At 66.5% G+C, this 22,093-nt stretch carries 20 protein-coding genes; 8 read left to right on the top strand and 12 right to left on the bottom strand.

Going from position 1 to position 22,093, the window contains the following annotated elements:
- Positions 1 to 24: 24 nt before the first annotated feature.
- A complete protein-coding gene (locus tag B9B60_RS07480) occupies positions 25 to 333 on the bottom strand; it encodes a type II toxin-antitoxin system VapB family antitoxin (RefSeq protein ID WP_084450573.1) in 309 nt (102 codons plus the stop codon).
- Between B9B60_RS07480 and B9B60_RS07475 the strand changes: the two genes are divergently transcribed.
- Positions 320 to 658, top strand: a complete 339-nt coding sequence (locus B9B60_RS07475) for an APC family permease (protein WP_084450572.1) — start codon at positions 320 to 322, stop codon at positions 656 to 658. The two genes, B9B60_RS07480 and B9B60_RS07475, sit on opposite strands and share 14 nt — an antisense overlap.
- A gap of 264 nt (positions 659 to 922) precedes the next feature.
- Here the strand turns inward: B9B60_RS07475 and B9B60_RS07465 are convergent, their stop codons facing one another.
- Both B9B60_RS07465 and B9B60_RS07460 read right to left on the bottom strand, forming a co-directional pair.
- Positions 923 to 1,141: a type II toxin-antitoxin system Phd/YefM family antitoxin gene (locus tag B9B60_RS07465; RefSeq protein ID WP_084450568.1), complete on the bottom strand. Its 219-nt coding sequence runs from the start codon at positions 1,139 to 1,141 to the stop codon at positions 923 to 925.
- A 32-nt stretch (positions 1,142 to 1,173) separates the two neighbouring features.
- On the bottom strand, positions 1,174 to 2,304 hold the full coding sequence (locus B9B60_RS07460; protein WP_143445487.1) for a sigma-70 family RNA polymerase sigma factor: 1,131 nt from the start codon (positions 2,302 to 2,304) through the stop codon (positions 1,174 to 1,176).
- A 214-nt stretch (positions 2,305 to 2,518) separates the two neighbouring features.
- On the opposite strand from B9B60_RS07460, the gene B9B60_RS17130 reads away from it, so the two are divergent.
- Complete coding sequence (locus tag B9B60_RS17130) at positions 2,519 to 2,668, top strand: hypothetical protein (RefSeq protein WP_159451173.1); 150 nt, start codon at positions 2,519 to 2,521, stop codon at positions 2,666 to 2,668.
- A gap of 29 nt (positions 2,669 to 2,697) precedes the next feature.
- Here B9B60_RS17130 and B9B60_RS07455 read toward each other — a convergent pair whose 3' ends face one another.
- From B9B60_RS07455 to B9B60_RS07440, 4 genes are all read right to left on the bottom strand, one after another.
- Entirely contained in the window at positions 2,698 to 3,414 is a 717-nt protein-coding gene (locus tag B9B60_RS07455) for a DUF6308 family protein (RefSeq protein WP_084450565.1), read from the bottom strand.
- A gap of 46 nt (positions 3,415 to 3,460) precedes the next feature.
- Positions 3,461 to 4,255, bottom strand: a complete 795-nt coding sequence (locus B9B60_RS07450) for a DnaB-like helicase C-terminal domain-containing protein (protein ID WP_084450563.1) — start codon at positions 4,253 to 4,255, stop codon at positions 3,461 to 3,463.
- A 202-nt stretch (positions 4,256 to 4,457) separates the two neighbouring features.
- Complete coding sequence (locus B9B60_RS07445) at positions 4,458 to 5,651, bottom strand: hypothetical protein (RefSeq protein ID WP_200811181.1); 1,194 nt, start codon at positions 5,649 to 5,651, stop codon at positions 4,458 to 4,460.
- A gap of 182 nt (positions 5,652 to 5,833) precedes the next feature.
- On the bottom strand, positions 5,834 to 6,562 hold the full coding sequence (locus tag B9B60_RS07440; RefSeq protein ID WP_084450559.1) for an NrtR DNA-binding winged helix domain-containing protein: 729 nt from the start codon (positions 6,560 to 6,562) through the stop codon (positions 5,834 to 5,836).
- Between the two features lie 80 nt (positions 6,563 to 6,642).
- Between B9B60_RS07440 and B9B60_RS07435 the strand changes: the two genes are divergently transcribed.
- The gene (locus B9B60_RS07435) at positions 6,643 to 7,428 is read left to right on the top strand and encodes a T3SS (YopN, CesT) and YbjN peptide-binding chaperone 1 (protein ID WP_084450557.1); all 786 of its coding nucleotides are present in this window, start codon (positions 6,643 to 6,645) and stop codon (positions 7,426 to 7,428) included.
- On the top strand, positions 7,428 to 9,005 hold the full coding sequence (locus B9B60_RS07430) for an ADP-ribosylglycohydrolase family protein (protein WP_084450555.1): 1,578 nt from the start codon (positions 7,428 to 7,430) through the stop codon (positions 9,003 to 9,005). Before B9B60_RS07435 ends, B9B60_RS07430 begins: the two co-directional genes overlap by 1 nt.
- 104 nt (positions 9,006 to 9,109) lie before the next feature.
- On the opposite strand, the gene B9B60_RS07425 is transcribed toward B9B60_RS07430, so the two are convergent.
- From B9B60_RS07425 to B9B60_RS07410, 4 genes are all read right to left on the bottom strand, one after another.
- A complete protein-coding gene (locus B9B60_RS07425) occupies positions 9,110 to 10,999 on the bottom strand; it encodes a DUF262 domain-containing protein (RefSeq protein ID WP_084450554.1) in 1,890 nt (629 codons plus the stop codon).
- Between the two features lie 70 nt (positions 11,000 to 11,069).
- Positions 11,070 to 14,057, bottom strand: coding sequence for a type I restriction endonuclease subunit R (locus tag B9B60_RS07420; RefSeq protein ID WP_084450552.1), 2,988 nt, complete (start codon positions 14,055 to 14,057; stop codon positions 11,070 to 11,072).
- Positions 14,058 to 14,060: 3 nt separating this feature from the next.
- Positions 14,061 to 15,338 carry a restriction endonuclease subunit S gene (locus B9B60_RS07415; RefSeq protein ID WP_084450550.1) on the bottom strand — a complete coding sequence of 426 codons (1,278 nt, stop codon included), beginning with the start codon at positions 15,336 to 15,338 and terminating at the stop codon, positions 14,061 to 14,063.
- The gene (locus B9B60_RS07410) at positions 15,335 to 17,308 is read right to left on the bottom strand and encodes a type I restriction-modification system subunit M (protein ID WP_084450548.1); all 1,974 of its coding nucleotides are present in this window, start codon (positions 17,306 to 17,308) and stop codon (positions 15,335 to 15,337) included. The genes B9B60_RS07415 and B9B60_RS07410 overlap by 4 nt, the downstream gene beginning before the upstream one ends.
- 539 nt (positions 17,309 to 17,847) lie before the next feature.
- On the opposite strand from B9B60_RS07410, the gene B9B60_RS07400 reads away from it, so the two are divergent.
- The 4 genes from B9B60_RS07400 (at position 17,848) to B9B60_RS07385 (ending at position 21,212) form a co-directional block, all read left to right on the top strand.
- Positions 17,848 to 18,165 (top strand): hypothetical protein, encoded by a 318-nt coding sequence (locus tag B9B60_RS07400; RefSeq protein WP_084450544.1) that lies wholly within the window; start codon positions 17,848 to 17,850, stop codon positions 18,163 to 18,165.
- Positions 18,166 to 18,203: 38 nt separating this feature from the next.
- Positions 18,204 to 18,764 (top strand): DUF6642 family protein, encoded by a 561-nt coding sequence (locus tag B9B60_RS07395; RefSeq protein ID WP_084450542.1) that lies wholly within the window; start codon positions 18,204 to 18,206, stop codon positions 18,762 to 18,764.
- 121 nt (positions 18,765 to 18,885) lie between these two features.
- The gene (locus tag B9B60_RS07390; RefSeq protein ID WP_143445485.1) at positions 18,886 to 19,755 is read left to right on the top strand and encodes a TY-Chap domain-containing protein; all 870 of its coding nucleotides are present in this window, start codon (positions 18,886 to 18,888) and stop codon (positions 19,753 to 19,755) included.
- Complete coding sequence (locus tag B9B60_RS07385) at positions 19,752 to 21,212, top strand: serpin family protein (protein WP_084450538.1); 1,461 nt, start codon at positions 19,752 to 19,754, stop codon at positions 21,210 to 21,212. The genes B9B60_RS07390 and B9B60_RS07385 overlap by 4 nt, the downstream gene beginning before the upstream one ends.
- Here B9B60_RS07385 and B9B60_RS07380 read toward each other — a convergent pair.
- A complete protein-coding gene (locus B9B60_RS07380; RefSeq protein ID WP_084450536.1) occupies positions 21,205 to 22,080 on the bottom strand; it encodes a sigma-70 family RNA polymerase sigma factor in 876 nt (291 codons plus the stop codon). The genes B9B60_RS07385 and B9B60_RS07380 overlap by 8 nt on opposite strands.
- Positions 22,081 to 22,093: the final 13 nt, after the last annotated feature.

Raw genomic sequence — 22,093 nt, 5'->3', positions numbered from 1 at the left:
GGCCGCGCGCGGACGAGCCGACGATCATCGGGGCAGCCCGGTGTGCTCGTCGTAGAGGTCGTCCACATCGGTGACTGCGCGCTCGGGGCCGGGCGGGGTGTCGACGTACGCCCGCACGATGCTGTGGACTCGGGCGGTCCTCGCCGTGAGTTGTGGCTCGTCCGATCCGATGCCGTAGTCCGCGAGCAGTCGGATGAGCGCCTCCTCGACGGCCTCGGTCTGGCTCTTGCCCGTGGCCGCGGCAGCCTGACGCGCCAGACCGTGGGCGCGTTCGTTCTTGATGTTCGGGCCCATGGGCTGGCTCGTCGACTCGAGCTCGGTGTCGATCGTCATCACCTATCTGCTCGTGTCCGCCGTCTTCATCGTGCTGCGTCGTCGTGAGCCCGAGATGCACCGCCCGCTGCGGGTCGGTGGTCGCTCGGCAGCCGGCGGCATCGCCGTGGGCGTCGCCGCCGTCATCACCACCGCCTGCCTGCTCGCGCTCTACGTCCCCGGGATGCCCGCGATGCTCGACGTGCAGCCCTACGTGATCCTCGGCCTGTGGTGGCTGCTCGGCGTGGTCTTCCTCGTGCGGGTGCCCGGGGGAGTGGCGCCCGGCGCGGATGCGGAGGAGCGGCTGCTGGAGAGGCTGGCGGAGCGGCGTTCGTCCGCTTCCTGAGGCGAAGGGGGGTTGCTCGCGCCGTGGTCAGGCCCTGAGCGTGGCGACGTCGTAGGCGTCGATCTGCGGGTCGCTCGTCACCACGATCGCTTCTTCGCAGAGAGCCTGTGCGACGAGGAGCCTGTCGAAGGGGTCGCGGTGGTGCCAGCGCTCAGCAGTGGTTCGTTGCCTGGGTCGCTGATGAGTTCCGTGGCCCCGGGCGAGTGGAGTCGCGGTCGCCGAGGAGCAGGCGGACCACGACATTGGTGTCGAGCAGATATCGCGTCATGAGTAGTCGGCGAAGTCGGCCAGGGGCGCGTCGAAGTCGTCGGGCAAGGAGCCGGCGAGGTCGCCCCAGAGCATGCGCTGCTCGGTGACCAAGGGCGCAGGGCTGAGGATCGCGAACCGGTGGGCGCCCCGCCGGATGACGATCGTCTCGCCAGCCTCCACCCTCCGCAGCAGTCGCGAGAGGTGGGTCTTGGCCTCGTGCACCGTGACCTCCACACCGTCAACGCTAGGTTGGTGAAGTTGGTTGGTCAACGTGTCTCGACGCGCTCGCGAAGGGCATCGAGTGCCCTCTTCTCGATCTGGCGGATCCGCTCGCGGGTGACGCCGAAGCGCTTGCCGATCTCGTCGAGGGTCATCGGCGGCTGGCCGGTGAGCCCGTGCCGCAGCTGCAGCACGGTGACCGCGCGAGTGCCGAGGCCAGGCAGCTCGACCAGGCTCTCGAGCAGGTCGTGGACGTCGGCCTCGTCGTCGAGCCGGTCGATGCACTGCTCGATCGGGTCGAGGCCCGGGTCGTCGTCGACGACGTCGAGCTCTGCGCCGACCTGGTCGAGGCTCAGGCACGGCCGCAAATGGGCGCGGGCCCTCGCGACGTCGTCGCGGGTGACGTCGACACCGAGCCGACCGGGGTCGGCGAGGCACTCCTGCCAGGTGAGTCCCTCCCTTCGCCTTGGGGTGTCGATGCGGCGCGCGGACTCGAGGGCATGGACCGGGATGCGGACCACGCGGGCCTCGTCATCGATGGCGCGGCCGATGCTCTGCTTGATCCACCACGTGGCGTAGGTGGAGAACTTGTGGCCGAGCGTGTGGTCGAACTTGTCGACCGCGCGCATGAGGCCCATGAGCCCGGCCTGCTGGACGTCGTCGAACTGCATGCCGTGACCCACGCGCGGCAGCGCCTTGCGCGCGATGCTCGTGACGAGCCGGACGTTGGCGAGGATCATCTGCTCGCGGGCTTCGTCGGCGGTGCGCACGACGTGCTCGAGGCCGCGGCGCTCGGTGCGGCGCAGCTCGACACCGGAGTCGAGGCGCTGCTGCGCGAAGGCGCCGGCCTCGATGCGGCGGGCGAGGACGACCTCCTGCTCCGCGGTCAGCAGGGGAGTGCGGTGGGCGCGCCGTCCGAAGGCGGACTGGCCGACCGCTCCGGAGCTCGTCCACTCGTCGTCGCTGTGGTCGAGGACCCACGGGGTGGTGTCCTCGGTGGTCTGCGCTTCGCGGGCCGCGAGGCGCTCCGCGAGGTGTGCCTCGAGCGCGGAGATCTCCGCGTCGATGTCGATGTGCGCCTCACGCAGGTCGAGGCGCGAGGTCGCCTGCGGTCGAAGCCTCGAAACCGCCCCCACCCCCGCCGGCTGCACCGCCGGCCTCATCACCATGTCGGTCATGAGCACAGTCAATCGGTGACCACTGACAACGTTCGGGGACGCCGGAGGCGCATCAGCCGGACAGGGCGAACCCCGCCACCAGGAGTGCCACCACGACCCAGACGACCGAGGCCACGGCGGCAACCGTGCGCGCCGGACGCCTCCGCCGCGGTGGGACGAAGGGGAGGGCGCCCCCCCGTCGATGGACGTGGGCACCAGCAGGAGGGAGCCGAAGATGAGCGTGTACCCGTGCGGGTCGTTGCTCGTGGGGCCCAGTCGCGACTCGACCACGAGGAGGGCGAGCACCACGCTGCAGACCGCCGCCGCGGTGGTGATGAGGGCGGCGAGCACCCGCCCGGCGGTCGCCCACGGGTTGCGGTGGTGATGGTCCATGTCGTCCCTCCTTCGCTGGTCTCAGTCTGGCGGAGGCGGCGTGGAGGCGTCCGTCGTTGCCTTTCGTTGCCGGATGCCGTGCATCCAGATCAACACATCCAGGTGCTTCAGCGTGAGCGACGGATCGCCGATGTCGACGCCGTTGTTCTCGGCGACCTCACCGACCAGAGCGTGCACGCGGTCGGTTAGTTCCCGGTCATCCATGAGGGCGGCAAAGACTGGCCAGTCGTCCGGGTAACTTCCCTTCAAGCCCAAGACATCGACGACGACCGAGTCCCGGACCGGGAACAGTAGAGGTCGCTTGCGCGCGCAGATCTTCGAGGCGGTGACCCAGCCGTTGGACGAATCACTGGTGGATCTACGGAGGCAACTCTTAACGAAGTCGTAGAACTGCGACATGGCAGGTGCGAGCGCCTCGCCGGAGCGGATGTCGACATCGGTAGGTAGGGCTCCGAGCAGCCGACTGACCTTGGGCGCGAGTACTGCCGACGTGAAGCGCCGGACAGACAGAGGAGGGATAGACACCGAGAGGCTGGTGACGGCCAGAAGGTCCGTGGGGGTGATGCGGAAGGGATCGTTGTCACCAAGACCTGCGAAGGTCGCCCCCGCGTAGTCACCATCCACGGCGTAGTAGGCGGCGAGGTCCCCCTGAGCCTTGGATGAGCTGACAATTTCGAGGGCAATGATGCGCGCCCGACTGGATAGGTCATCGTCCGGTCGCCAAGTCGATGCACTCATGCCGCGACGATAACTTCCTAGCCCACGTCCGGCCCCGAAACTGGACTCATACCGAGGGCAAACTGGTGTGGGCGGAGTGAGCGACGCGGACTGTGCCGGTCGGCCCGTACCGGTGCTTGACGACGTGGACGGCCACAGCGGGAGGTTCATGGGGCTCGAGCACCAGCACGGTGTCGACGATGTCCGCGAGGGAGTCGTGCTCGCGCAGGTCGTCGAGTCCAGGCGCCGTGCCGGCCCCTGACCACCTCGGCAGGACCCCGCCGACGAGGACGAGCGCGTGATGGTCCTCGCGGGCCCGGGCGCACATCCGCGCGACCGACTCGCGGGTGGAGGCACCGAGTGTGGTGAGTCCGTCGACGATGACGAGGCGCAGGTCTTCCTCGAAGGTCATCGCGCCGACAGTGTCCAGGAGGATGCCGGCCGGAGGACTGCCGGCGAAGTTGGACACCGGCGCGGACTCGAGTCGTCTGCGACGCTCTCGCAACCGTCGGAGCTCGCCCTCGTCCAAGGTGCGACTGCGCAGGCGCTGGAGCGGGATGTGGGTCTCGGCGGAGATGAGTCGCATGACCACCTCTGACTCCGGGGCGTCAGGTGCGATGAGGAGTGTCGATATCCCTTGGTGCAGAGCCGCCGCTCGCGCCAGACCCAGGGCGAACGTCGACGAACCCTCGCCGGGTCGAGAAGCGATGACCGTGGTCTGCCCGGTGCGTAGGCCACCAGCGAGGAAGTCGTCGAGCTCAATCAGAAGCGTCGGGATGGTGCGATCGCGATCTACTGTGGCGTCGGGCTCGCCGAGTAGGTGGGCGATGACGTGACCGATTGCTTCGCCGGTGAGGTGCATGGGCGGTGACGCTAGACGGACCCCCTGACACCGACGGTGCGTCGGGCCCAGGAGTTCGTGGCTCGGCTCACTGGTGTGCCGTGAAATTTGCGCCAAGCTCGCAACGGCTGACGTGGGCACTGGGCGTCCTCCACTAGCCAGCCTGAGCACACAACCTGGCTCGGTTCCCTGAGCCAGTGGCTGCTACCCCGATGTGCAAGCGTCAGGCGCCACGGGCGGGGAGTACATGAAGCGATCCGTCCTTGTGTTGCTCGACCTCGATGACAACATCCGTAGGGCCGCTGCTCATGTGGATCCCCTCACCCAGCGACCGAAGGCGATATGAAGCTTCCAGGAGGTCGTCGACCTGTTTGCGGGTCATGAGGCGATCCAACAAGCGAGACGGCGGGCGAAGTTCGAGGGCCGACAGGCGCAGGAGCACGGTTCGAATGCGTTCCTCCAACTCGTCGATTCGTCGTTGATCGTCCTTGAGACTGCGCATGAAGTTCTCGAAGGGGTTGTCCTCAGCGCCCTGTCCTGCCTCAACGCCTTGGAGGATGACCACGCGTCGCTTCAACGCGATGGCCAGAGCCGCCAGTTCCAAGTGAGCACGGAACTCACCGGCCCCCGACGAGATGCCGGGGAAGGCCGATTCGAGCTCATCGACCTCGGGTCGAGCGTCGTCGAATGCCCGCAGCGCGTCTTCCCACTTCTGTGTGCGGCGGGCGGCCGCCTTGATCGCGGTGCTGATCGCGTAAGACGCCGAGTCGAGGCCGAGGGAAGCGCCGACTCGACCGCGATCGAGAAGCATGGCCGTTGCCTTCTCGATCGCATCTTGGCAGGCATCCAGCGAGTTCCGCTCACGATCCAACTCGGCGTCGTGGAGCTTCTCGAGGAGTTCAGTTATTTGCTCGATCGCCCTCTGGCGCTCCTGCTCGGCGTGCGCACTCATCCCCACTGCGACGGCCATGAGGACGAGCGGGGCTGCAATTGTGATCGCCGAGCCGACGGCTACCGTCCCGACCGCTGTCCCTGTTGCCGTTCCAGCTGTTGCACCGGCACCAGTGGCGCCTGCAACCGGAACGAACGTCGCCTTACTCACGGTCTTGCCAGTCGCGACATTGACCAAGTTGTCGTAGACGCCCGGCTTGGAGGCGGACTTGGGGGTCATGGACGTCACGAGGCCGGACCCCATTTGGCCCGCAACTTTGGCGGGAACCACCATCCGGTACAAGGTCTCGCCCGACTCGGCGAGTTTGGCTACTTCCGGCACCCCATCGGCTTGTGCCTTGACGAGCCCCGCGAGTTCACGTGCCAACGGGCTGGCCGCGTCCAAGGGCAGGCCGGTCGACCGCCGACCCCTGGGCAGTGGGTGGGCCTCGAGCGTGACGAGCGGGGTAGCCGAGAAAGTGGCCATAGCAGAACGCAATTCAGACAAGCGCTCCGGCGTGAGGCGGTCGCTCACTGGCATGGCCAATGCGTCAGACGCGTCTTGAGTCGTCAGGGTCCAAACGGGTGTCGCCGATCCGTCCGCCTTGCTGGTGTCTCTTTCCGTTGCCACGACGCTGACAATAACGGGCAGGCCTGACAATGTTCGGCCTAACCGCGGGTGTTGACCGGCTGATTGCCGGGCGAGGTCAATCGCCAGTACAGAGTCGCCGGACGCCCTCGGTGCGCGGTGGACCTCACCACATCGCCACCCCGCATCACGGGCGTGAGCTGAGGCTTCATCCGCCGCGCGAAGTTGTCCTTGTGCAGCTCCTCGCCGATGACCGCCTCGTGCACCTTGCGCAGCTGGTGCAGCGTGAAGGGCTCGGGCAGGAAGCCGTCGGGGTCCGGCGGCGGGCTGTCGTTGCGGAAGCGGAACTCGTAGCGCTCACGCAGTGATTCAACTGCGGCAGAGACGATTTCGTCGTGGTCCCACAGCATCGGGCCGCCGTCGGCGAGTGCTCCGTCCGACGAGACGGTGACCAGGTCGCCCGTCGCGCCCTCGAGCTCCGCCTCGGGCATGGACACGGAGTGGGCGACGGAGATCGCCCAGGTGCGGTCGTCGCGGTCAGGCGCGTCGAAGAGCCGCAGCAGTCGCGGGGGAGTGACTTCGCTGGGGCGCACGCCGACCTTGTGCTCGAAGACCTCCTGGACGGTGTCGACCACGGTCTGCCGCTCGCGGAGGAAGCGCCCCGGCAGCACCCGACCGTCAGGGTCGGTCCGCTCCTGCACGAGCACCCGCAGCACCGCGTCGTCGGTGCCCGCGTCGGTGACTGTGAGGACCGCCAGGTCCACGGTGACACCGGGGCGGGGGTAGCTGTCGAGGTTGCGGCGAGCCATGACGTGCACTTTAGCGCGGATGAGGTGTTATAGTTAGCGCGTTCAAGGGGTTAAATCGAACGGGAGGGGATGTGATGGCCATGACCGAGCAGGAGATGGCGGCGGGGGTCGAGGAGATCAACGCCGCGTGGAAGGCCTTCGAGCGCAGGCTGCTGACGCTCGTCGAGGCGATGGGCTACCCGCAGGACCGGCTGGTCCTCGAGGTGGGGGAGCGGGTGGAGGTGCCGGTGGTGGCCTTCCGCATGCAAGGCGGCGCGCTCTGCGCGACCGTCGGTGACGACGAGTACACCGAGAACCACGCGATCGGGCGGGAGCCGCTCGTCCACCGGGCGATCATGTTGCTGCGCAACATCGTCGGTGTGCCGCACCCGCAGCTGCTGACGCACCGGGCCCAGGGGCCCTGCGCGCAGCTCGCGCCGGTCCTCGGGCTGGCCTGGACGGGGGGGCCGCGCCCGGCCCCCGAGGTGTACGTCGAGACCGACCGGGAGGCGCTGGTCGACATCGTCGAGGAGGCGCTGAGCGACGACTACGAGGTCTTCCGCGACGAGGACGACGACCTCTTCGTCGAGCACCTCGGCCAGCGGGTCTGGGTGCAGGTGATGCGGGATGCGTCGGTCATTGTCATCAACACGCGCGTCGCCCACGGGGCGCGCTCGCGGCGCCAGGCGGCGGTCGAGGTCGGCATCATCAACCGCTCCAACCCGTGGGTGCGGTGGCAGGTCATCGGTCGTGACATCGTGCAGACCGCGATGGTCGAGACGATGCCCTTCGCCCCGAACCACCTGATGACGACCATGGCCGTCTTCCTCAACGCCATGAAGACCCGAGACGACCTGGCGCTGCGCGTCGGGGGAGAGGTGGCCTGATGCGGCTCACCAGTGCACAGACGGACCGCGCGTGCGGTGCCGTCCTCGGCTCTGCGACGGGCGATGCCCTCGGCGCCGGCTACGAATTCGGTTGCGCCGCAGTCGGACCCGACGGTCCGGCGATGATCGGCGGCGGCCTGGGTAACTTCGCGCCCGGCGAGTGGACCGACGACACGGCCATGACGTGGCCGGTCCTCGCCACCGCGGCGAAGGGGGCGGACCTCACCTCCCCGGAGGCGCTCGACGAGGTCGCCCAGGGCTTCCTCGACTGGTACGCCTCCGGCCCGCCCGACATCGGCACCCAGACCCGCAAGGTCCTGGGCGCCACGCTGGTTGAGGTGCGAGGAGCCAACCCCACGCTGGTTGAGGAGCGAGGAGTCAACCCCACGCTGGTTGAGGAGCGAGGAGTCAACCCCACGCTGGTTGAGGAGCGAGGAGCTCTGCGACGAGCCTCGAAACCAGGCGACCTGAGCACCCGCATGACCCAAGCCGCAGCCACCCTCCACGCCCGCACCGGCGGCAACGGCTCGCTGATGCGCACTTCACCGGTCGCGCTGGCGCACCTCGACGACCCGCAGCGGCTCACGGCCGCTGCGGAGGCGGTCTCTGCGCTGACGCACACGGACGAGCGGGCTGGGCAGGCGTGCGCGCTGTGGTCGCACGCCATCCGGCACGCGGTGCTCGAAGGCGAGCTCGATGTGCGGGTCGGGCTGCCGTACCTGTCGGAGGAGGCGCAGGCCTTCTGGACCGAGCGCATAGAGGAGGCCGAATCCCGGGAGCCGGCGACGTTCAGCCCCAACGGCTACGTCGTCACCGCACTCCAGGCTGCGTGGTCGGCGATCCACCACACGCCCGTGCCGGATGACGTGCCGTGCCTGCACCTGCAGCACTCGCTCGACACCGCCATCCGTATCGGCAATGACACCGATACGGTTGCGGCGATCGCCGGCGGCCTGCTCGGTGCGCGATGGGGCGCGTCTGCGGTCCCGGCCGAGTGGCGGCGCATCGTCCACGGCTATCCGGGCCGTACTTCGGAGGACCTCGTCGAGGCGGCCACGCTGGCTGCGCGCGGCGGTCGGCCCAATGCCTACGGCTGGCCCGGCGTCGAGCGCATCGCCTACCACCAGACGCACCGTCCGGTCCTTGTGCGGCACCCCTGCGACGAGGGCGTCTGGCTCGGCAACGTGCTGGCGCTCGACGAACTGCCGGAGGAGATCACCGCCGTGGTCAGCCTCTGCCTCACCGGCTCGGAGCAGGTGCCGGCGGGCGTGGCACAGGTGCCCTTCCGCCTCATCGACGAGCCGCAACCCGAGGCCAACCCCAACCTCGACTTCGTCCTCACCGACGCAGCCCGGACGGTGGCCTCCCTTCGGGCCGAAGGCCACCAGGTCCTCGTCCACTGCGTGGCCGCCCAGTCCCGAACCCCCACGGTGGGCATCGCGTACGCCATGATCGGCGGCGTGGACCTCGACACCGCGACGAAGGGGGTTGTGTCGGCACTGCCGGACGCTCACCCCAACCGTGGGTTCCGGGCCGCGCTGGCCCTTTCTTCGGCTGGGGGCATTGGCCGACGGTGAAGCGCGGTCGGGGCGCTTCCGCACTCGCGCCGTCGACGTAGGTCGGTACTCGGGGATCTGGGTGTCGCCCTCGGCCTTGGACAGAGGCCGAATCACGACTTTCGTCAGGTCCCGGACCCCCAGTCACCGTGGACGGAGAGGCGCTCTGCGTCTGGCCAGATGCGGATGACGACATCGGCTAGGTGCCCAGCGCGCTCCTTCATGTGCTGCTCGTCCCAGACCTCGCTAGAGGCCACGTCATGGTTGATGACCAGTGTCTTTTGCTTGGCAAACTCTGGCCTCTTAACGTCCCAGGCCTTGTTGGAGGCCTCTCGGTTGAAGGTGCCCGTCACCAGTGTGAGGTTGCCGATGCGGTTTAGGGCAAGGTCTCGCTCTTGACTGTGCTTGAGCCACACGGGGTCATCCTTGTCTTGGGCGAGCTGTGGGCCTTCGGGGGAGTAGAGGGGCCAGTGACTGACCCAACTCTGCGGCAGCACGTGCTCGATCTGGAGATTGTCGTACTCGATCACTGCGGCGGGTTCATGCGAATTCTCGGAGCGGAGCTGCTCGTCGATTGCGCCGAGCAGTAGGCGGATTCGCAGTTGCGACACGTTGCCGTAGAACTGCCGATGCTGGAACGCATCACGAACCTGTGCGTCGTCGGGCCACGCGAGCGCACCGGAGCCGAGGGCCTGGATGACCGCGTTCGCGATGTTGGAGCCCTCCGCTTGGGCCACCTTGCCGGACCGGAGCACCTTGGCCAGGTGCGCGCCGTAGCCGCGGGTCTGCCAGCCAACGTACGCGCGACGCAGCGCCCAGGACTCGACTGCGCGCACTGCGCGAACGTGATGCGGGAGGGGTAGCGTCTGGTCGTCCAGTGTCGCCAGCCATGTCAGGACTGGGATTGCCGTTGTGATGTCGAGAGAGCGGATGCGTCGATAGGCCACCGCAAGCCGCGCGTCGGCGATGGGCAGCTCTCCGTAGATTGTACGGTAGGCGACGGAGTAGCGGCTTAGCTCTTGCAGAACTTCCTGTGTGGAGGGCCCATCGTCGAGGTACCTCCGGGTTTCCCGGTAGAGGTGACTGACGTTGGCCTCTTCGCCAAGAGCTGCTGTGAGCCACACGGACAGCAGGACGTCCCGGTGCCCACGCGCAGCGTGACCACGTCCTACAGTTTGCTTCCACCAGGGGTCATCGAACTGCGCCCAGTGTTCGTCATAAAGAGCCTCAACGTCGTCCTCGTTCACCTCGGCGCGCAGGAAGAGGAGGTTCTTGACGAGGTCGATCGCCGAAAGCTTGGTCTGTCGCCCGTTGAGCACCTCAAAGATGACTTGGGCGTCATCTTGGTCATCAAGGTCGATGACGACGAGCATGAAGAGGCTGGAGAGGGTGTCCGCCAGACTGATGAGACGGTCGGCCCGCACTTCGCCGTGTTCATCCTTCGCGTACTCTCTCGCGGCTTCTGCGAAGAATGCACGCGCTTGCAGATAGGCGTGGTTGTCCGAGCCGGCCGGGTCGTCGGGCAGAGTCTCGGACATCACGAGCGGCCAGAACTCGCGATCCTTGCGGCGGGGCCACAGCTTGTAGACCTCTTCGTCTGCTTCGACGACGTCCATGGGGTTGCGCAGCATTCGACGCACTGCCTTGGCACGGTCGGAACCCTGCTCGACCAGGGCGTCCAACAGTCCGCGGATCAACAGTTGAAGGGTGGTCAACCGTTGTTGCCCATCGATCACGGACCGGAGCGCCACTCCGCCGGTCGCGAAGGGAAGACTCGCGCAGACAATTGCACCCAAGAAGTGCGGCGAGATGGACTTTTCCTTGGTCTTGAGGTGCACACCCTCCAGGCCGCTGTTGCGGACCTCCAGAAGCCGATCACTCGTGGAGGCCAAGTCTTCGAAGAGAAGCCTCCACTGCCCTTCAAGTGTCCACTCGTAGTCTCGCTGAAACGTAGGAATGATGTACCTGCGCTCGGGCTTCAGAATGTCCTGCAGCGGGTAGGTCTTCGCTTCCATGACGTGCCTTCTCTCTCGGGTGCTGCGTGCCGGTCGCTCTGCGGCCTCGGTTGGTTGCGTGCGGTCGCACCTAGGCGGACTGCTTCCTGAACTCGTTGTAAGTGCTGCTCAGGTGGCTGAGCAGCATCTTCTTGAACTCGGGGTTGCCGAAGAACTGGTTGAACAGCTCGCCGTTCTTCGCGTGCCGATCAAGCACGAGATCGTCGACCTTCTCCTCGAGCACCAGGTCGAACTGACTGCGGTCGTTGTGCTTGGCGACGGTCGCCAGTTCGACGTCGCCAAGCACCGTGTTCCACTGCTGGTCGATCCACTTGATATCGCTGCTGTCCAGAGAGATGCCGAACTTTTCGTTCATCGCCGCGACGAGCGCCGAAAGCCGGTCCATCAGCGGCTCGGAAGACGAGCCCTTGCCCTGACCAGGAAGGGCGACGCCCGGTTCCTCCGTGGCCTTGAGCGTGATGGCACCGCTTGAGTTTTGCCGGAGCGCCAGATGCGTGAGCTGCACAAGCTTGCTGATCTGCGGCATCGGATCCTGTGTTGATTTCGGAAGGTCTGCGAGAAACAGCTTCCCGAAGAGGAAGAGCAGCTCGAGCTCCGGATCGTGCCACTGGATCACCTGGGACATGAAGGAGTACATGCGGCAGAACTGGGCGACCTTGCTCCGGTAGCAGTCCTGCTCGACCTCATCGAGATTGAGGTAGCGACCAACGGCGGGGGCGACGTTTGTGTAGATCACGGGCTGCTGTGCTGGGTCACCGCTCAGGAGGGCGGTAACGGCGGCCATCATCTCTTCGTGGGCGAAGACAGGAGCTGACTTGATGTCGATCTCCATGGTATGCAGCACGTTTGGGTCGGTCGGCTGGGCGAGGGTCGTCTCGTAGAAGGGGGCGAACGATTCCTGGATCTCCTCCGCGCTGTTGGCAAAGTCGAGGACGAAGGTGTCGTCCTTGCCAGGCGTCGTTCGGTTCAGGCGGGACAAGGTCTGGACCGCCTTGACCCCTCCAAGCTTCTTGTCGACGTACATCGTGTGGAGCAGCGCTTCGCTGAAGCCGGTCTGGTACTTCTCCGCGACGACCAGGACCTGGTAGTTGTCGTGGAATTCCTTGGGCAACTGACTCTCCGGGAACCCGTTGATACCGGCCTCCGTGTAGGTGACGTCGTTGTCCTCGTCCGTGACGGTTCCGCTGAATGCCACGAGCGTCCGAAGGGGGTGGGGGCCATTGTCGTAGCCCTGTGCGGCGATGTAGGCGTCGATGGCCTGCTTCGTCTTGATCGCGTGGAGCCGTGACCGCGTCACGACCATGGCCTTGGCTTGGCCGTTGATCTTGTGGGCGGTCTTGTCCCGGAAGTGCTCGACGATGATCTTGGCTTTGGCCTCCATCATGTGGGGGTGCAACGAGGCAAACTGGGCCATCTCCACCTTGGCCTTCGCAGCATCGACCTCGGGGTCCTTGTCAGGCCGTGATGTCGACAGCTTGTAGAACACGTCGTAGGTCGTGTAGTTGGTCAGGACATCGTGGATGAACCCCTCGTCGATCGCTTGGCGCATCGAGTAGGTGTGGAAGGGTACCTTGACGCCTTCGGAGTTGAGTTGTCCGAAGATCTCCAGGGTCTTCGGCTTCGGAGTCGCGGTGAAGGCGAAGTAGGACAGGTTGGACTGCTTGCCGTGCGACTGTGCGGACGTGAGCAGGATGCCTTGCTCGTCCGCCTCGGCCTCAGCCGCAGCTTCCGCGGCCTCAGCCTCGGCGAGTGCGTCCTGACTGCTACCCAAAACCTGCTTGAGCTTCGACATGGAGTCACCGGAGGTCGACGAGTGTGCCTCGTCGACGATGACCGCGAAGTGCTTGCCTGCCACGCCTTGCGCCCCGCCCTTGGCTGCCTCTTCGGCGGCCAGGTCTGCGACGACTGGGAACTTCTGGAGAGTCGTGATGATGACGCGGGCGGCACTGCCCTGCAGGGCGTCCTTCAGCTGACTGGACTTCTGGTCGATCCGCACGATCGTGCCGGGCGTGTGGTCGAGGCCGGCGACCGTGTCCTGGAGCTGCTTGTCGAGCACCTTGCGGTCGGTGATGACGACGACCTTGTCGAAGATCGGCTTGTCGTCTTCGCCGTGCAGTCGTGAGAGGGAGTGTGCGGTCCACGCGATGGTGTTGGACTTGCCCGAGCCGGCAGAGTGTTGGATCAGTCGGTCGACGCCCACTCCGTCTGCGCGGGTCGCGGTGAGCAGGGAACGCACGGCGTGCCACTGGTGGAAGCGGGGGAACAGGACTCGGCCACCCTCGACATGGATGAAGGTCTCGAGCATCTGCAGCCATGCGTCTCGCTGCCAGACGTCCTCCCAGAGGTATGCCGTCTGGTAGCCCGGGCTCGGCGGGTTGCCGGCGGTGCCGGAGCGTCCGGGGCCCGCGCTGCCCTGGTTGAAGGGAAGGAACCGGGTGGCGTCGCCCGCGAGTCTCGTCGTCATGGTGACCTGATGGGGGTCGACGGCGAAGTGCACGAGCGTTCGCTGGGCGAAGATCTTGTCGTGCGGGTTGCGGTCGGCCCGGTACTGGGCCATCGCGTGCTCGACGCCTTGACCTGTGAACTGGTTCTTGAGCTCGGCGGTCGCCACGGGGATGCCGTTGACGACGAGGACGAGGTCCAGCGAGTCGTGCGTGTTGGACTCAGAGTGGTGAAGTTGCCGAACCACTGCGGTCCGGTTCGACTCATAGGCGTGCGTGAGCTCAGGGCTGAGGGAGTGCGCTGGATTGAAGGAGCAGAGGCGGACCTTCACGCCCGTGTCCTTGATCCACCCACGAAGGGCGGCGCTCGTGCCCTGGTGGTCGATGGCCTTGGCGGCGGCGGCCACGAACTTGTACTTGGCGTTGCTCTCCCCGCCGTGGTGCTTCACGAGCTTGTCCCAAGCCTGCGGCTGCGATGCCTGAACGTAGGCGATCAGCTCGTCGGGGAAAAGACCAAGGTCGCGGTCGTAGGTCTTTGGAGCCAGGGCCGACCACCCATGACTGGTTAGGTGGGCCTCGATGTTGGCCTCGAAGGTTGCTTCGGTCGTGTTGGCCATGAGTCACCCCGGGATGTTTGAGCCTGCAGTGGTTACGTCGAGCTCGCCGGTCACGGCAGCGCTGATAAGAGACGACTTGCATTCGGTCAGCAGATCAATTGACCGGTGAAGTGCAGAGATGGTGGATGCGATCCGATGCCGGTGCGCCGCCAGCCGACTCAGCAGATCCTCCTGCACTGCTGGATCTGGAAACGGAAAGCGCTGCTGGCGCAACTGCTCATTAGTCAAGTGCGCGATCGTCGTCTGGCCTGAGCCACTGGCGAAGACGTCTAGGTTTGCGGCCACGCGCAAGCATTCCAGCAGCCAACTGGGCAGGCTGCGACCGCGGGAACGGGCGCGGTGCAGGGCCTTCTGAAAGCCTAGCGGCGAGATGTCGCCGTTCCAGATCGCGCTGCGGCCGGGTTGGCCGCCCTCGCAGATCAGCAGATCACCGGGCTTCACGGTGTATCTGGGGTACTCGGTCAGCGGGATGTCCATTGTCTTCAGGTCATTGACCGAGATGGAGTCCCATTGGACGTTAGTGTTTCGCAGGTAGGGCAGAGCGTGAGCTCCGGTCTGCCGCTTATCGTCGAGCATCTTTCCCAGTTCGACGGAGAACTGACTACCGACGCTTAGCACCGGCCAAGAAGCAGGAATTGAACCCAGCCAAGGCAGTCCGCTCTCACGAAAGTCGGTTGAGGTGTTCGCCCCCCTGACGGCGTCGTAGGATCGCCGAGCAGCGGACTCAGACAACTGGCTCAGTTGTTCGCGGCGTGCGGTGATGATCCGGTCGACTCGGGAGACGCGGTCGTCGAGGAAGTCGGCGATCCGCCGCTGCTCGTGATTCGCCACCAGTGGAATTGGGGCCGACCGCAGGTCACTGAGCCCGATGCCATACCGCGAGATTCCTGCCGCGTGGTTCCCGAAGTGCTCCAAAACGGGTCGACTGCGAAGCGACCAATTAAGGAACCGGGGGTGCGTTTCGGCGTGGGGACGAGCGATCGCCAAGTGATATCCGCAGACGAAGTCATCGGCCTCTTCGTCAACAAACGCCGAGATGCCGATGTCTCGCGGATCCTCCGAGTCCTTCGTGAAGACAGAGTCGCCGACTTTGAGCCTGTTTCGCGAGATCTCCTCGGGCGTCGCGGTTGCTTTCATGAGGTCGGGGCCGGGCCGGACCCGGTCCTTCTTGTAGGCGTCGGTGTAGTTGCACAGTTGGACTGGGAGTTCGCCCTCGACTGTGTGCTTGTCGACGCTGCTCGTCCAGACGTCTGCAACATGCCGGATGGGGATGGTCCTCACAGCCCAAGCCCCTTCATCCAGCCCTGGATCTCCCCTTCGAGCGCGCGGATCTCGGCGGCGATCTCCTCGACCGGCCGTGGTGGCGTGTAGACGTAGAACTGCCGGGTGAAGGGGATCTCCACACCCACCTTCGTCTTGGTGTGGTCGATCCAGGCATCTGGGACGTACGGGTGGATCTCCTCGGCGAGGTGTCGCTCCGCTTCTGCCTTGAGGACGTCGGGGCGGCTCGCTTCGTCGAGGTCGAAAAAGCCCTCGGGCAGCGGCACGTTCTCCTGGTCACGAAGTTCGGGGTCCGGCTCGGGGTGGCCCTTCTTGGTGATCACCGGCGCCTCAGGGTCGGCGATGGCGCAGGCCTTCGCGAACGCTTTCTTGTCCTTGGTGGACAGGTCCGCAACCTCCGCGAGCAGCGCCTTCTCCGTCTCGAAGTGACGCCCGACGAGGTGTGACAACGCGGTGAAGGTCTCGGCCAAGACGACCTCAGGAGTCACCTCCCACCTTCGCCTCAGGGGACGCTCAACGGTGATCCGGTGGAAGCCGAACTCCTCGCGGCGAAGGAGGCGAACCTTGTCGTGCTCGGCGAACTCGTCCAGCGCGCCTCCGTAGAGCTGCGCGAGCTGGTTGATGGCGTCGGGCGTGAGTTCCTTGCGCTTGTCGCCCAAGGACTTCTTCATCTTGGTCCCGAAGTCACGCCCGTCCACGAGGCGAACGATGCCCCGATCTTCATCCGCTTTGGCGTTGGTAAGGATCCACACGTAGGTCGAGATACCGGTGTTGTAGAACATCTGATCCGGCAGAGCGACGATGCCCTCGAGCCAGTCCTGCTCCAGGATCCACCGCCGGATCTCAGACTCGCCCGACCCAGCGGCGCCGGAGAAGAGCGGCGAGCCAGACAGGACGATGCCGACGCGGGAACCGTTGGTCTTCATCTTGGACAGCATGTGCTGGAGGAAGAGCAGCGACCCGTCGGAGACTCGGGGGAGCCCAGCGCCGAAGCGGCCGTGGAACCCCCTGTCCGCGTGCTCGTCCTGGATCGGCTGGGCGTAGGCCTTCCAGTCCACGCCATAGGGCGGGTTGGCAAGGATGAAGTCGAAGGTCTTGCCGGCGAAGTGGTCTTGGGTCAAGGAGTTGCCGGACGCCATCTGGTCGGGGTCGGAATCCTGCATGAGCAGGTCGGACTGCGCGATGGCCCAAGTCGACGGGTTGAGCTCCTGGCCGAAGACCTTGACCATGGCGCCCGTGTTGGTCTGGGTGATGCCGTGCGCGGCGCCCATGAGCATCCCGCCGGTGCCTGCAGCAGGGTCGTAGACCGTGCGGACGGGCTTCGGGTTGGACACGAGTTCAGCGTGGGCCTTGCCCTGCAGCAGAAGCTGGACCATGAGGTCGATGACCTCGCGCGGCGTGTAGTGCTCACCAGCCGTCTCGTTGCTCATCTCGGAGAACTTCCGCAGGAGCTCCTCGAAGATGTACCCCATCGCCTCGTTGCTCACGGCGTCAGGGCTGAGATCCATCCCTGCGAAGTCCGCCAGGACCGAGTACAGGATGTCTGCCTCGTCCATCCTCGTGATCTTGTCGTCGAAGTGGTAGGCCTCGATGACTCGCTCGGCGTCGGGGGAGAGCCTGCGGATGTACGTCGTCAACTGGTCCGCCAGCTGTTTGTCGTTGTGCAGCATCGACGAAAACGTCCACGGTGACAGGTTGTAGAAGCGGTGGCCAGCAGCCTTCTTGAGCAGGAGGTCGATACCGCCGTCCACGGTCTTGCCAAGCGTCTTGCCGTCCGGCGCGAGCACCCCGACCTCGACGGCCTTGGCAAGGACGTCATCTCGCGTCGAGTCGAGGACGCAGTCCATGCGCCGCAGGACCAGGAGCGGAAGCATCACTGAGCCGTACTCGTGCTGCTTGAAGGTGCCGCGCAACTTGTCGGCGACCTTCCAGACGAACGCAACTTTGTCGTTGAAGCCGACTGGCGCCATCTCTCCCTTTCGTTGGTGGTGTTGGCGTGAGCCTAAGGCGTCGCACCGACATCGACGCGACTCAACGACGAGAAAGAAATGAGGCCGTCGTTCTCACTCACTCAGTCAGCCGGCGGCCTTCCCTTCGCCGACGACTGTGGACCCGGTGTCGCCGATCGAGTCGGCAGTCAGGCTCCTGCGCGAGCGCACGCGGTAGACGGTGCGCTGTCGGAGCTCAGTCGCAAGGTCGACCAGCAGCAGGAAGAGATCCGGCGCCTCGAGGACGAGACCAGGGCTGCCGCCGAGCTAATCGAGGACGCTCAGCTCGAGGAGGCGGACCCGGGCGACCAGATCGAGCGGCTCGAGAGGCAGGGGGCGTGGCTGCGAGATCGCCTGCGCCAGAAGGGCGACCACGAGGCGGCCTTCGCGCAGCTCGAGACGATGGAGGGTGTCGAGGGGAGCGCGCGGCCGTCGAACGTCCTTGACATCGTCGCGGGTGAACTGCCTGGAGTGAACTGCCTGGAGTCGAGTTCACCGGAGACCTCGGGCTCGTTGCCGACGTGCAGGAGCTGGACACGCTGGGTACGGCGGCCCAGGCCGTCTGGGATGCCAGTTGCGCGCTGACTGACTACGTGCGGGTGAGGTCTGACGGAACCTTCGAAGGTTCGGCCGACCACTACCTGAAGCAGCTTCCCAAGGGCTGTCGCGGAGTGCCGACGCGGAAGCATGGCTTCGGCGAGCCCGAGGCGACGATGAACCAGCACGGCGCCGATCGGATCTTCCCGGTGCCCACGTCCGTGGACCCGTCGGGAACTGCCACGATGACGGCCCACTTCAAGCTGGCCGTGATGGGGCGTTTCACCCCGCGGCTCTACTAGCTTGACCGTGTGTCCCCGATGTCGAACGAGGAGTGGCCATGGCGCGATGGAAGAGGCCGGCAATTTGGGCGATGGAGTCGAAGTGGTCCCCCAGCGTCCGAGACGTGCGCAGTGTGACCCCCGTGCTCAATGCACTTCAGGCGGCGGGGGCTGCGCGATATGCCCATGTGGTGATCAACAGTCCCGAGGACTTCGACAAACAGCTGAAGAGGCTGGGGCAGAAGCAGCACGAAGACTTCACCATCGGCTACATCGCCATGCACGGGAGTCCCGGCAAGGTGTACACAGGGCGGAAGTCGATCGACCTCGTGTCCACCGGTCAGAAACTGCCGTCAGGAGCCTTGAAGAAGAAGGTGCTCCACTTCGGGTCGTGTTCCGTGCTGACGGACGAGGACCAGCAGCAGGAACTGCTGAAGGCGCTCGGCGCCAAGGCGATCACCGGTTTCACGAAGGATGTCGACTGGATGGAGTGCTTGGCCTTCGAGCTCCTGCTCTTCTCCGCGCTCAGCTACTACCAGCGGAGCAGCTACGCAGAGACGTACATCCGCAAGCACCACGGCGAGTTTGCGGAGCGGCTCGGCTTCGTGATGGTGCGCTGACAATCCAGGGCCTGATCTCCCCGTTGGGCCGTCAGCGTCACCCGTCAGACCCTGTCGAGCAGGGATCGCTGTCGGTGGTCCCACCTACGCTGTGGAGCAGGTCGACGGAGGGGAGCGGGGCATGTTCGATCAGCGGGTCGAGGCGGCGTGGAGGGACTTCCACGAGCGCCTGGTGGCGGTCATTGAGCGGTTTGGCGAGGGGGAAATCTTCCGGATCTCTCTCGACCGCACGAGTGCACACGAGGTGGGGGACGCTCCCTTCGTCGAGCTCAACGTCGTCCTGCCGCAGGTGCTCGTCGAAGTCGCCTCCAACATGACGTTGGCTCGTACCTGGCGCATGAGTCGCGCGCAGCAGGCCAGGGTCCGCCGGCTGGGGATGGTGTGCCCGACGCGGCAGGAGCCGACCTACGGCAAGTACTACGACATCTCGCGACCCGACGAGGCGGCCGCGGCCGTGATCACGGCACTGCGCGAAGGGTTCGGCGTCGTCGACCCCGCGCTGCTCACCAGCCCGAGCGCAGTCCTGACGCCACCGACGCGCGAGCCCTGGGAGACCAGCCCGCTGCTCGCCGACGGCGCCCGACCCACCAGTCGGGCGGAGGTCAATGCACTCGTCGCCATCGCCCTTGGCCCTCTCGTGGGGGAGGTGAACACGACCGACGACGGTGACGCCATCGTCCACTTCTACGACACGTCGATCTTGGTGCGGCCGTCGAGCCGAGCGCCGCGCATCCGCATGTGCTGCACGCTGCCGCACCACGAGCGTGACCTCGATGAGGCCACCCGGATCGCCCAGCGGCTCAACGAGTGCACGCATGCGCTGAAGTTCGTCGTGCTCGACGACGAGGACTTCCTCGTCATGGTCGACATGCTGGTCAGCCCCTTCGTGCCCGAGCACCTGCGCGAGCACCTGGAGCACCTCTTCAGCATCATCGATGGCTGGGAGGACGAGTTCCTGCCCCAGGCGCGTGACCGACAGGAGACGCCATGAGCGAAGTCCCAGCCAGCCGGTTGCGCTGCGACCGCTGCGGGTCCCACGCCACCCACCACCGCGTCATGGGGATGCCCACTGCCGAGACGGCGGAGCAGGTGGCGGCCACGCCGTGGGAACGCCTGAGTGGCTGCCTGATCGTCCCCGGGGTGTGGAGGGTCGAGTGCCTGACCTGCGGTCAGCGCGACGAGGTCGAAGGGAGTCCCGGCGACTTCACGCCGGTGCCGGCACCTGACCGCACCGTTGCTCGAGCCGTTACGCAGTACGCGGCCCGCTGCCGCGAGGAGCTTGACCAAGCAATCGCGCCGGTCGTCTCCCACGCCGGGCTCTGGCTGCTCCTGGCCACTGTCGCCGAGCACGTCACCGGTGACGATCGCGTGACTCTCGAGCAGACGCTCGGGATACCGGCCGACGAGGCGAGCGCAGTGGCACGGCGGCTGCTCGCGGAGCCGCACCCCACCCTCGCCGCGGCAGTGGGTGCGTGGGCTGCCGATGACGTCACGACCCCCGTCGATGTGGAGCGCCCCGTCCCTGACCAGATGGCGCTCGACGCATGGGCCTCGCAGCACACCCACGGACTGATCGATTCCTTCCCTCTGCAGGTCGACGAGCTGACCCGAGTCGTCCTCGCCACTGCGCTCGTCCTCGAGCCGCGCTGGACCGAGAGCCTCGTGACGGACGGCAGCCGAGTGCTCAAGCTCCACGGTGGTCTGCAGACGATCGTCGAGACCACCGCCGCCGGACCCGTCGTCGTCGCCAAGCCACAGTCCGAGGACGGCATCGACGTGGTGAGCGTCCGCGCTCACCCGAGGGTGCCCCCTTCGCAGGTGTGGCAGGCCGTCGACGAAGTCGTCGCCATGCTCGACGACGGGGCGCTCTGGCACGCCGAGATCGCTGACGGTCTGCCGGAGCGCGGTCACTCGTGGCGGGCCGCGACCGTTCGCCGGGATCTCCTGGCGAGCGAGTTGCAACGGCTGCCGACGGATGCGGAGGGTCAACCGCAACTCTGGACCAGTCGACTTCCCGTGTGGTCTGCCCAAGACTCCATAGACCTGGGCGCGGCGCCCGGTGTCGCACAGGTGGGTTCGGCGCTGACGCCCGAGGAGCCGGCCGCTGCGACCGACTGCCGACAGGTCGTGCGCGCCGAGTTCGACGCCGACGGGTTCAAGGCTGCTGCGGTGACGGCGATGGCCCGGGTCGGTTCTGCGCCGGAGTTCGTCAAGGCGCGGGTGCGGCGCGTCGACCTCGACCTGCGCGGGTCGCACGCCGTCGTCGCCGTTGCGCGCGGCGGTGCGTGGGAGGGCGTGCCGCTCGTCAGCGCGTGGGTCTCCGGGCCCAACTACATGGACTCCGACGGGGAAGCGCTCGAGCTGCTCGCCGAGACTGACCCCGACGAGGCGGCCGCCCTGTCGGCCTACAAGGAGGCGCAGATGCGGCAGCGCGGCGAGATCAGGTAGGGCCGTGGGGGCTGGGCAGGTCCATCGAGGCGAGCCGTGTCGGGTCCAGGACCGCCACCACCTCGGTGATCCGCCCACCGGAGACGGTGCACGCCATGAGGCCGAGCGGCTTGCCGGAGCGGGACCAGGTGAGGATGCCGGGCTCGCCGTTGACGAGCACCCGGCGGACGACACCGGTGGCGCGCAGGCCACGGTCGGCGGCGGCCACGATCTCGGTGCGGCCCAGGCGCACGACCCGACCGTGCGGGTGGTGGGTCTGCCACTGGATGTCCGGGTCGAGCAGCTCCAGGAGTCGCTCGAAGTCCCCTTCGCGTGCCGCCGCGACGAAGGCGTCGACGACCTCGCGCTGGCGGGCCCTCCCTTCGCCCGTCACAGGAGCGCCCTGCACCTTGCGCCGCGCGCGGCTGGCGAGCATCTTCGCGGCATCGGGGGAGCGCCCCACGATCGGGCCGATCTCCGCGAAGGGCACGGCAAACATGTCGTGCAGCACGAAGGCCAGGCGTTCGTCCGGACCGAGCGTGTCGAGCACGACGAGCAGGGCGAGCCCCACGGAGTCGGCGACGACCGCGGAGTCCTCGGGACCCCCTTCGTCCTCGGTCACGACGAGCTCCGGCAGCCGCTCGTCTAGGCTCGCCTGCGGGTGGTTCCGCCGTGAGCGCAGCACGTCCAGACAGATCCGGCCTACGACCGTCGTCAGCCACCCGGCGACGTTGTCCACCGTGCCGGCCGCCTGCCGACTGAGGCGCAGCCACGCCTCCTGCACTGCGTCCTCCGCCTCCGCGTTTGACCCGAGCATCCGCTGCGCGAGCGCCGTCAGGCGAGCTCGCTCTGCATCGAAGTCCCGCGCCAGCTGCGCCTCGTCGCTCATCCCGTTACCTCTC

The organism is Janibacter indicus (genome assembly GCF_900176385.1).
GTDB classification, from domain to species: domain Bacteria; phylum Actinomycetota; class Actinomycetes; order Actinomycetales; family Dermatophilaceae; genus Janibacter; species Janibacter indicus.
This window is presented reverse-complemented; position numbering and strand designations above follow the sequence as displayed.

Excerpts from the sequence above, each read along its gene's own strand:
- B9B60_RS07430 (WP_084450555.1), top strand. The coding sequence starts at position 7,428 with ATGCGGCTCACCAGTGCACAGACGGACCGCGCGTGCGGTGCCGTCCTC.
- B9B60_RS07410 (WP_084450548.1), bottom strand. The coding sequence starts at position 17,308 with ATGGCGCCAGTCGGCTTCAACGACAAAGTTGCGTTCGTCTGGAAGGTC.
- B9B60_RS07380 (WP_084450536.1), bottom strand. The coding sequence starts at position 22,080 with ATGAGCGACGAGGCGCAGCTGGCGCGGGACTTCGATGCAGAGCGAGCT.
- B9B60_RS07390 (WP_143445485.1), top strand. The coding sequence starts at position 18,886 with ATGTTCGATCAGCGGGTCGAGGCGGCGTGGAGGGACTTCCACGAGCGC.
- B9B60_RS07460 (WP_143445487.1), bottom strand. The coding sequence starts at position 2,304 with ATGACCGACATGGTGATGAGGCCGGCGGTGCAGCCGGCGGGGGTGGGG.
- B9B60_RS07420 (WP_084450552.1), bottom strand. The coding sequence starts at position 14,057 with ATGGCCAACACGACCGAAGCAACCTTCGAGGCCAACATCGAGGCCCAC.
- B9B60_RS07455 (WP_084450565.1), bottom strand. The coding sequence starts at position 3,414 with ATGAGTGCATCGACTTGGCGACCGGACGATGACCTATCCAGTCGGGCG.
- B9B60_RS07425 (WP_084450554.1), bottom strand. The coding sequence starts at position 10,999 with ATGGAAGCGAAGACCTACCCGCTGCAGGACATTCTGAAGCCCGAGCGC.
- B9B60_RS07480 (WP_084450573.1), bottom strand. The coding sequence starts at position 333 with ATGACGATCGACACCGAGCTCGAGTCGACGAGCCAGCCCATGGGCCCG.
- B9B60_RS07435 (WP_084450557.1), top strand. The coding sequence starts at position 6,643 with ATGACCGAGCAGGAGATGGCGGCGGGGGTCGAGGAGATCAACGCCGCG.
- B9B60_RS07445 (WP_200811181.1), bottom strand. The coding sequence starts at position 5,651 with ATGGCCACTTTCTCGGCTACCCCGCTCGTCACGCTCGAGGCCCACCCA.
- B9B60_RS07385 (WP_084450538.1), top strand. The coding sequence starts at position 19,752 with ATGAGCGAAGTCCCAGCCAGCCGGTTGCGCTGCGACCGCTGCGGGTCC.
- B9B60_RS07440 (WP_084450559.1), bottom strand. The coding sequence starts at position 6,562 with ATGGCTCGCCGCAACCTCGACAGCTACCCCCGCCCCGGTGTCACCGTG.
- B9B60_RS17130 (WP_159451173.1), top strand. The coding sequence starts at position 2,519 with ATGAGCGTGTACCCGTGCGGGTCGTTGCTCGTGGGGCCCAGTCGCGAC.
- B9B60_RS07450 (WP_084450563.1), bottom strand. The coding sequence starts at position 4,255 with ATGCACCTCACCGGCGAAGCAATCGGTCACGTCATCGCCCACCTACTC.
- B9B60_RS07395 (WP_084450542.1), top strand. The coding sequence starts at position 18,204 with ATGGCGCGATGGAAGAGGCCGGCAATTTGGGCGATGGAGTCGAAGTGG.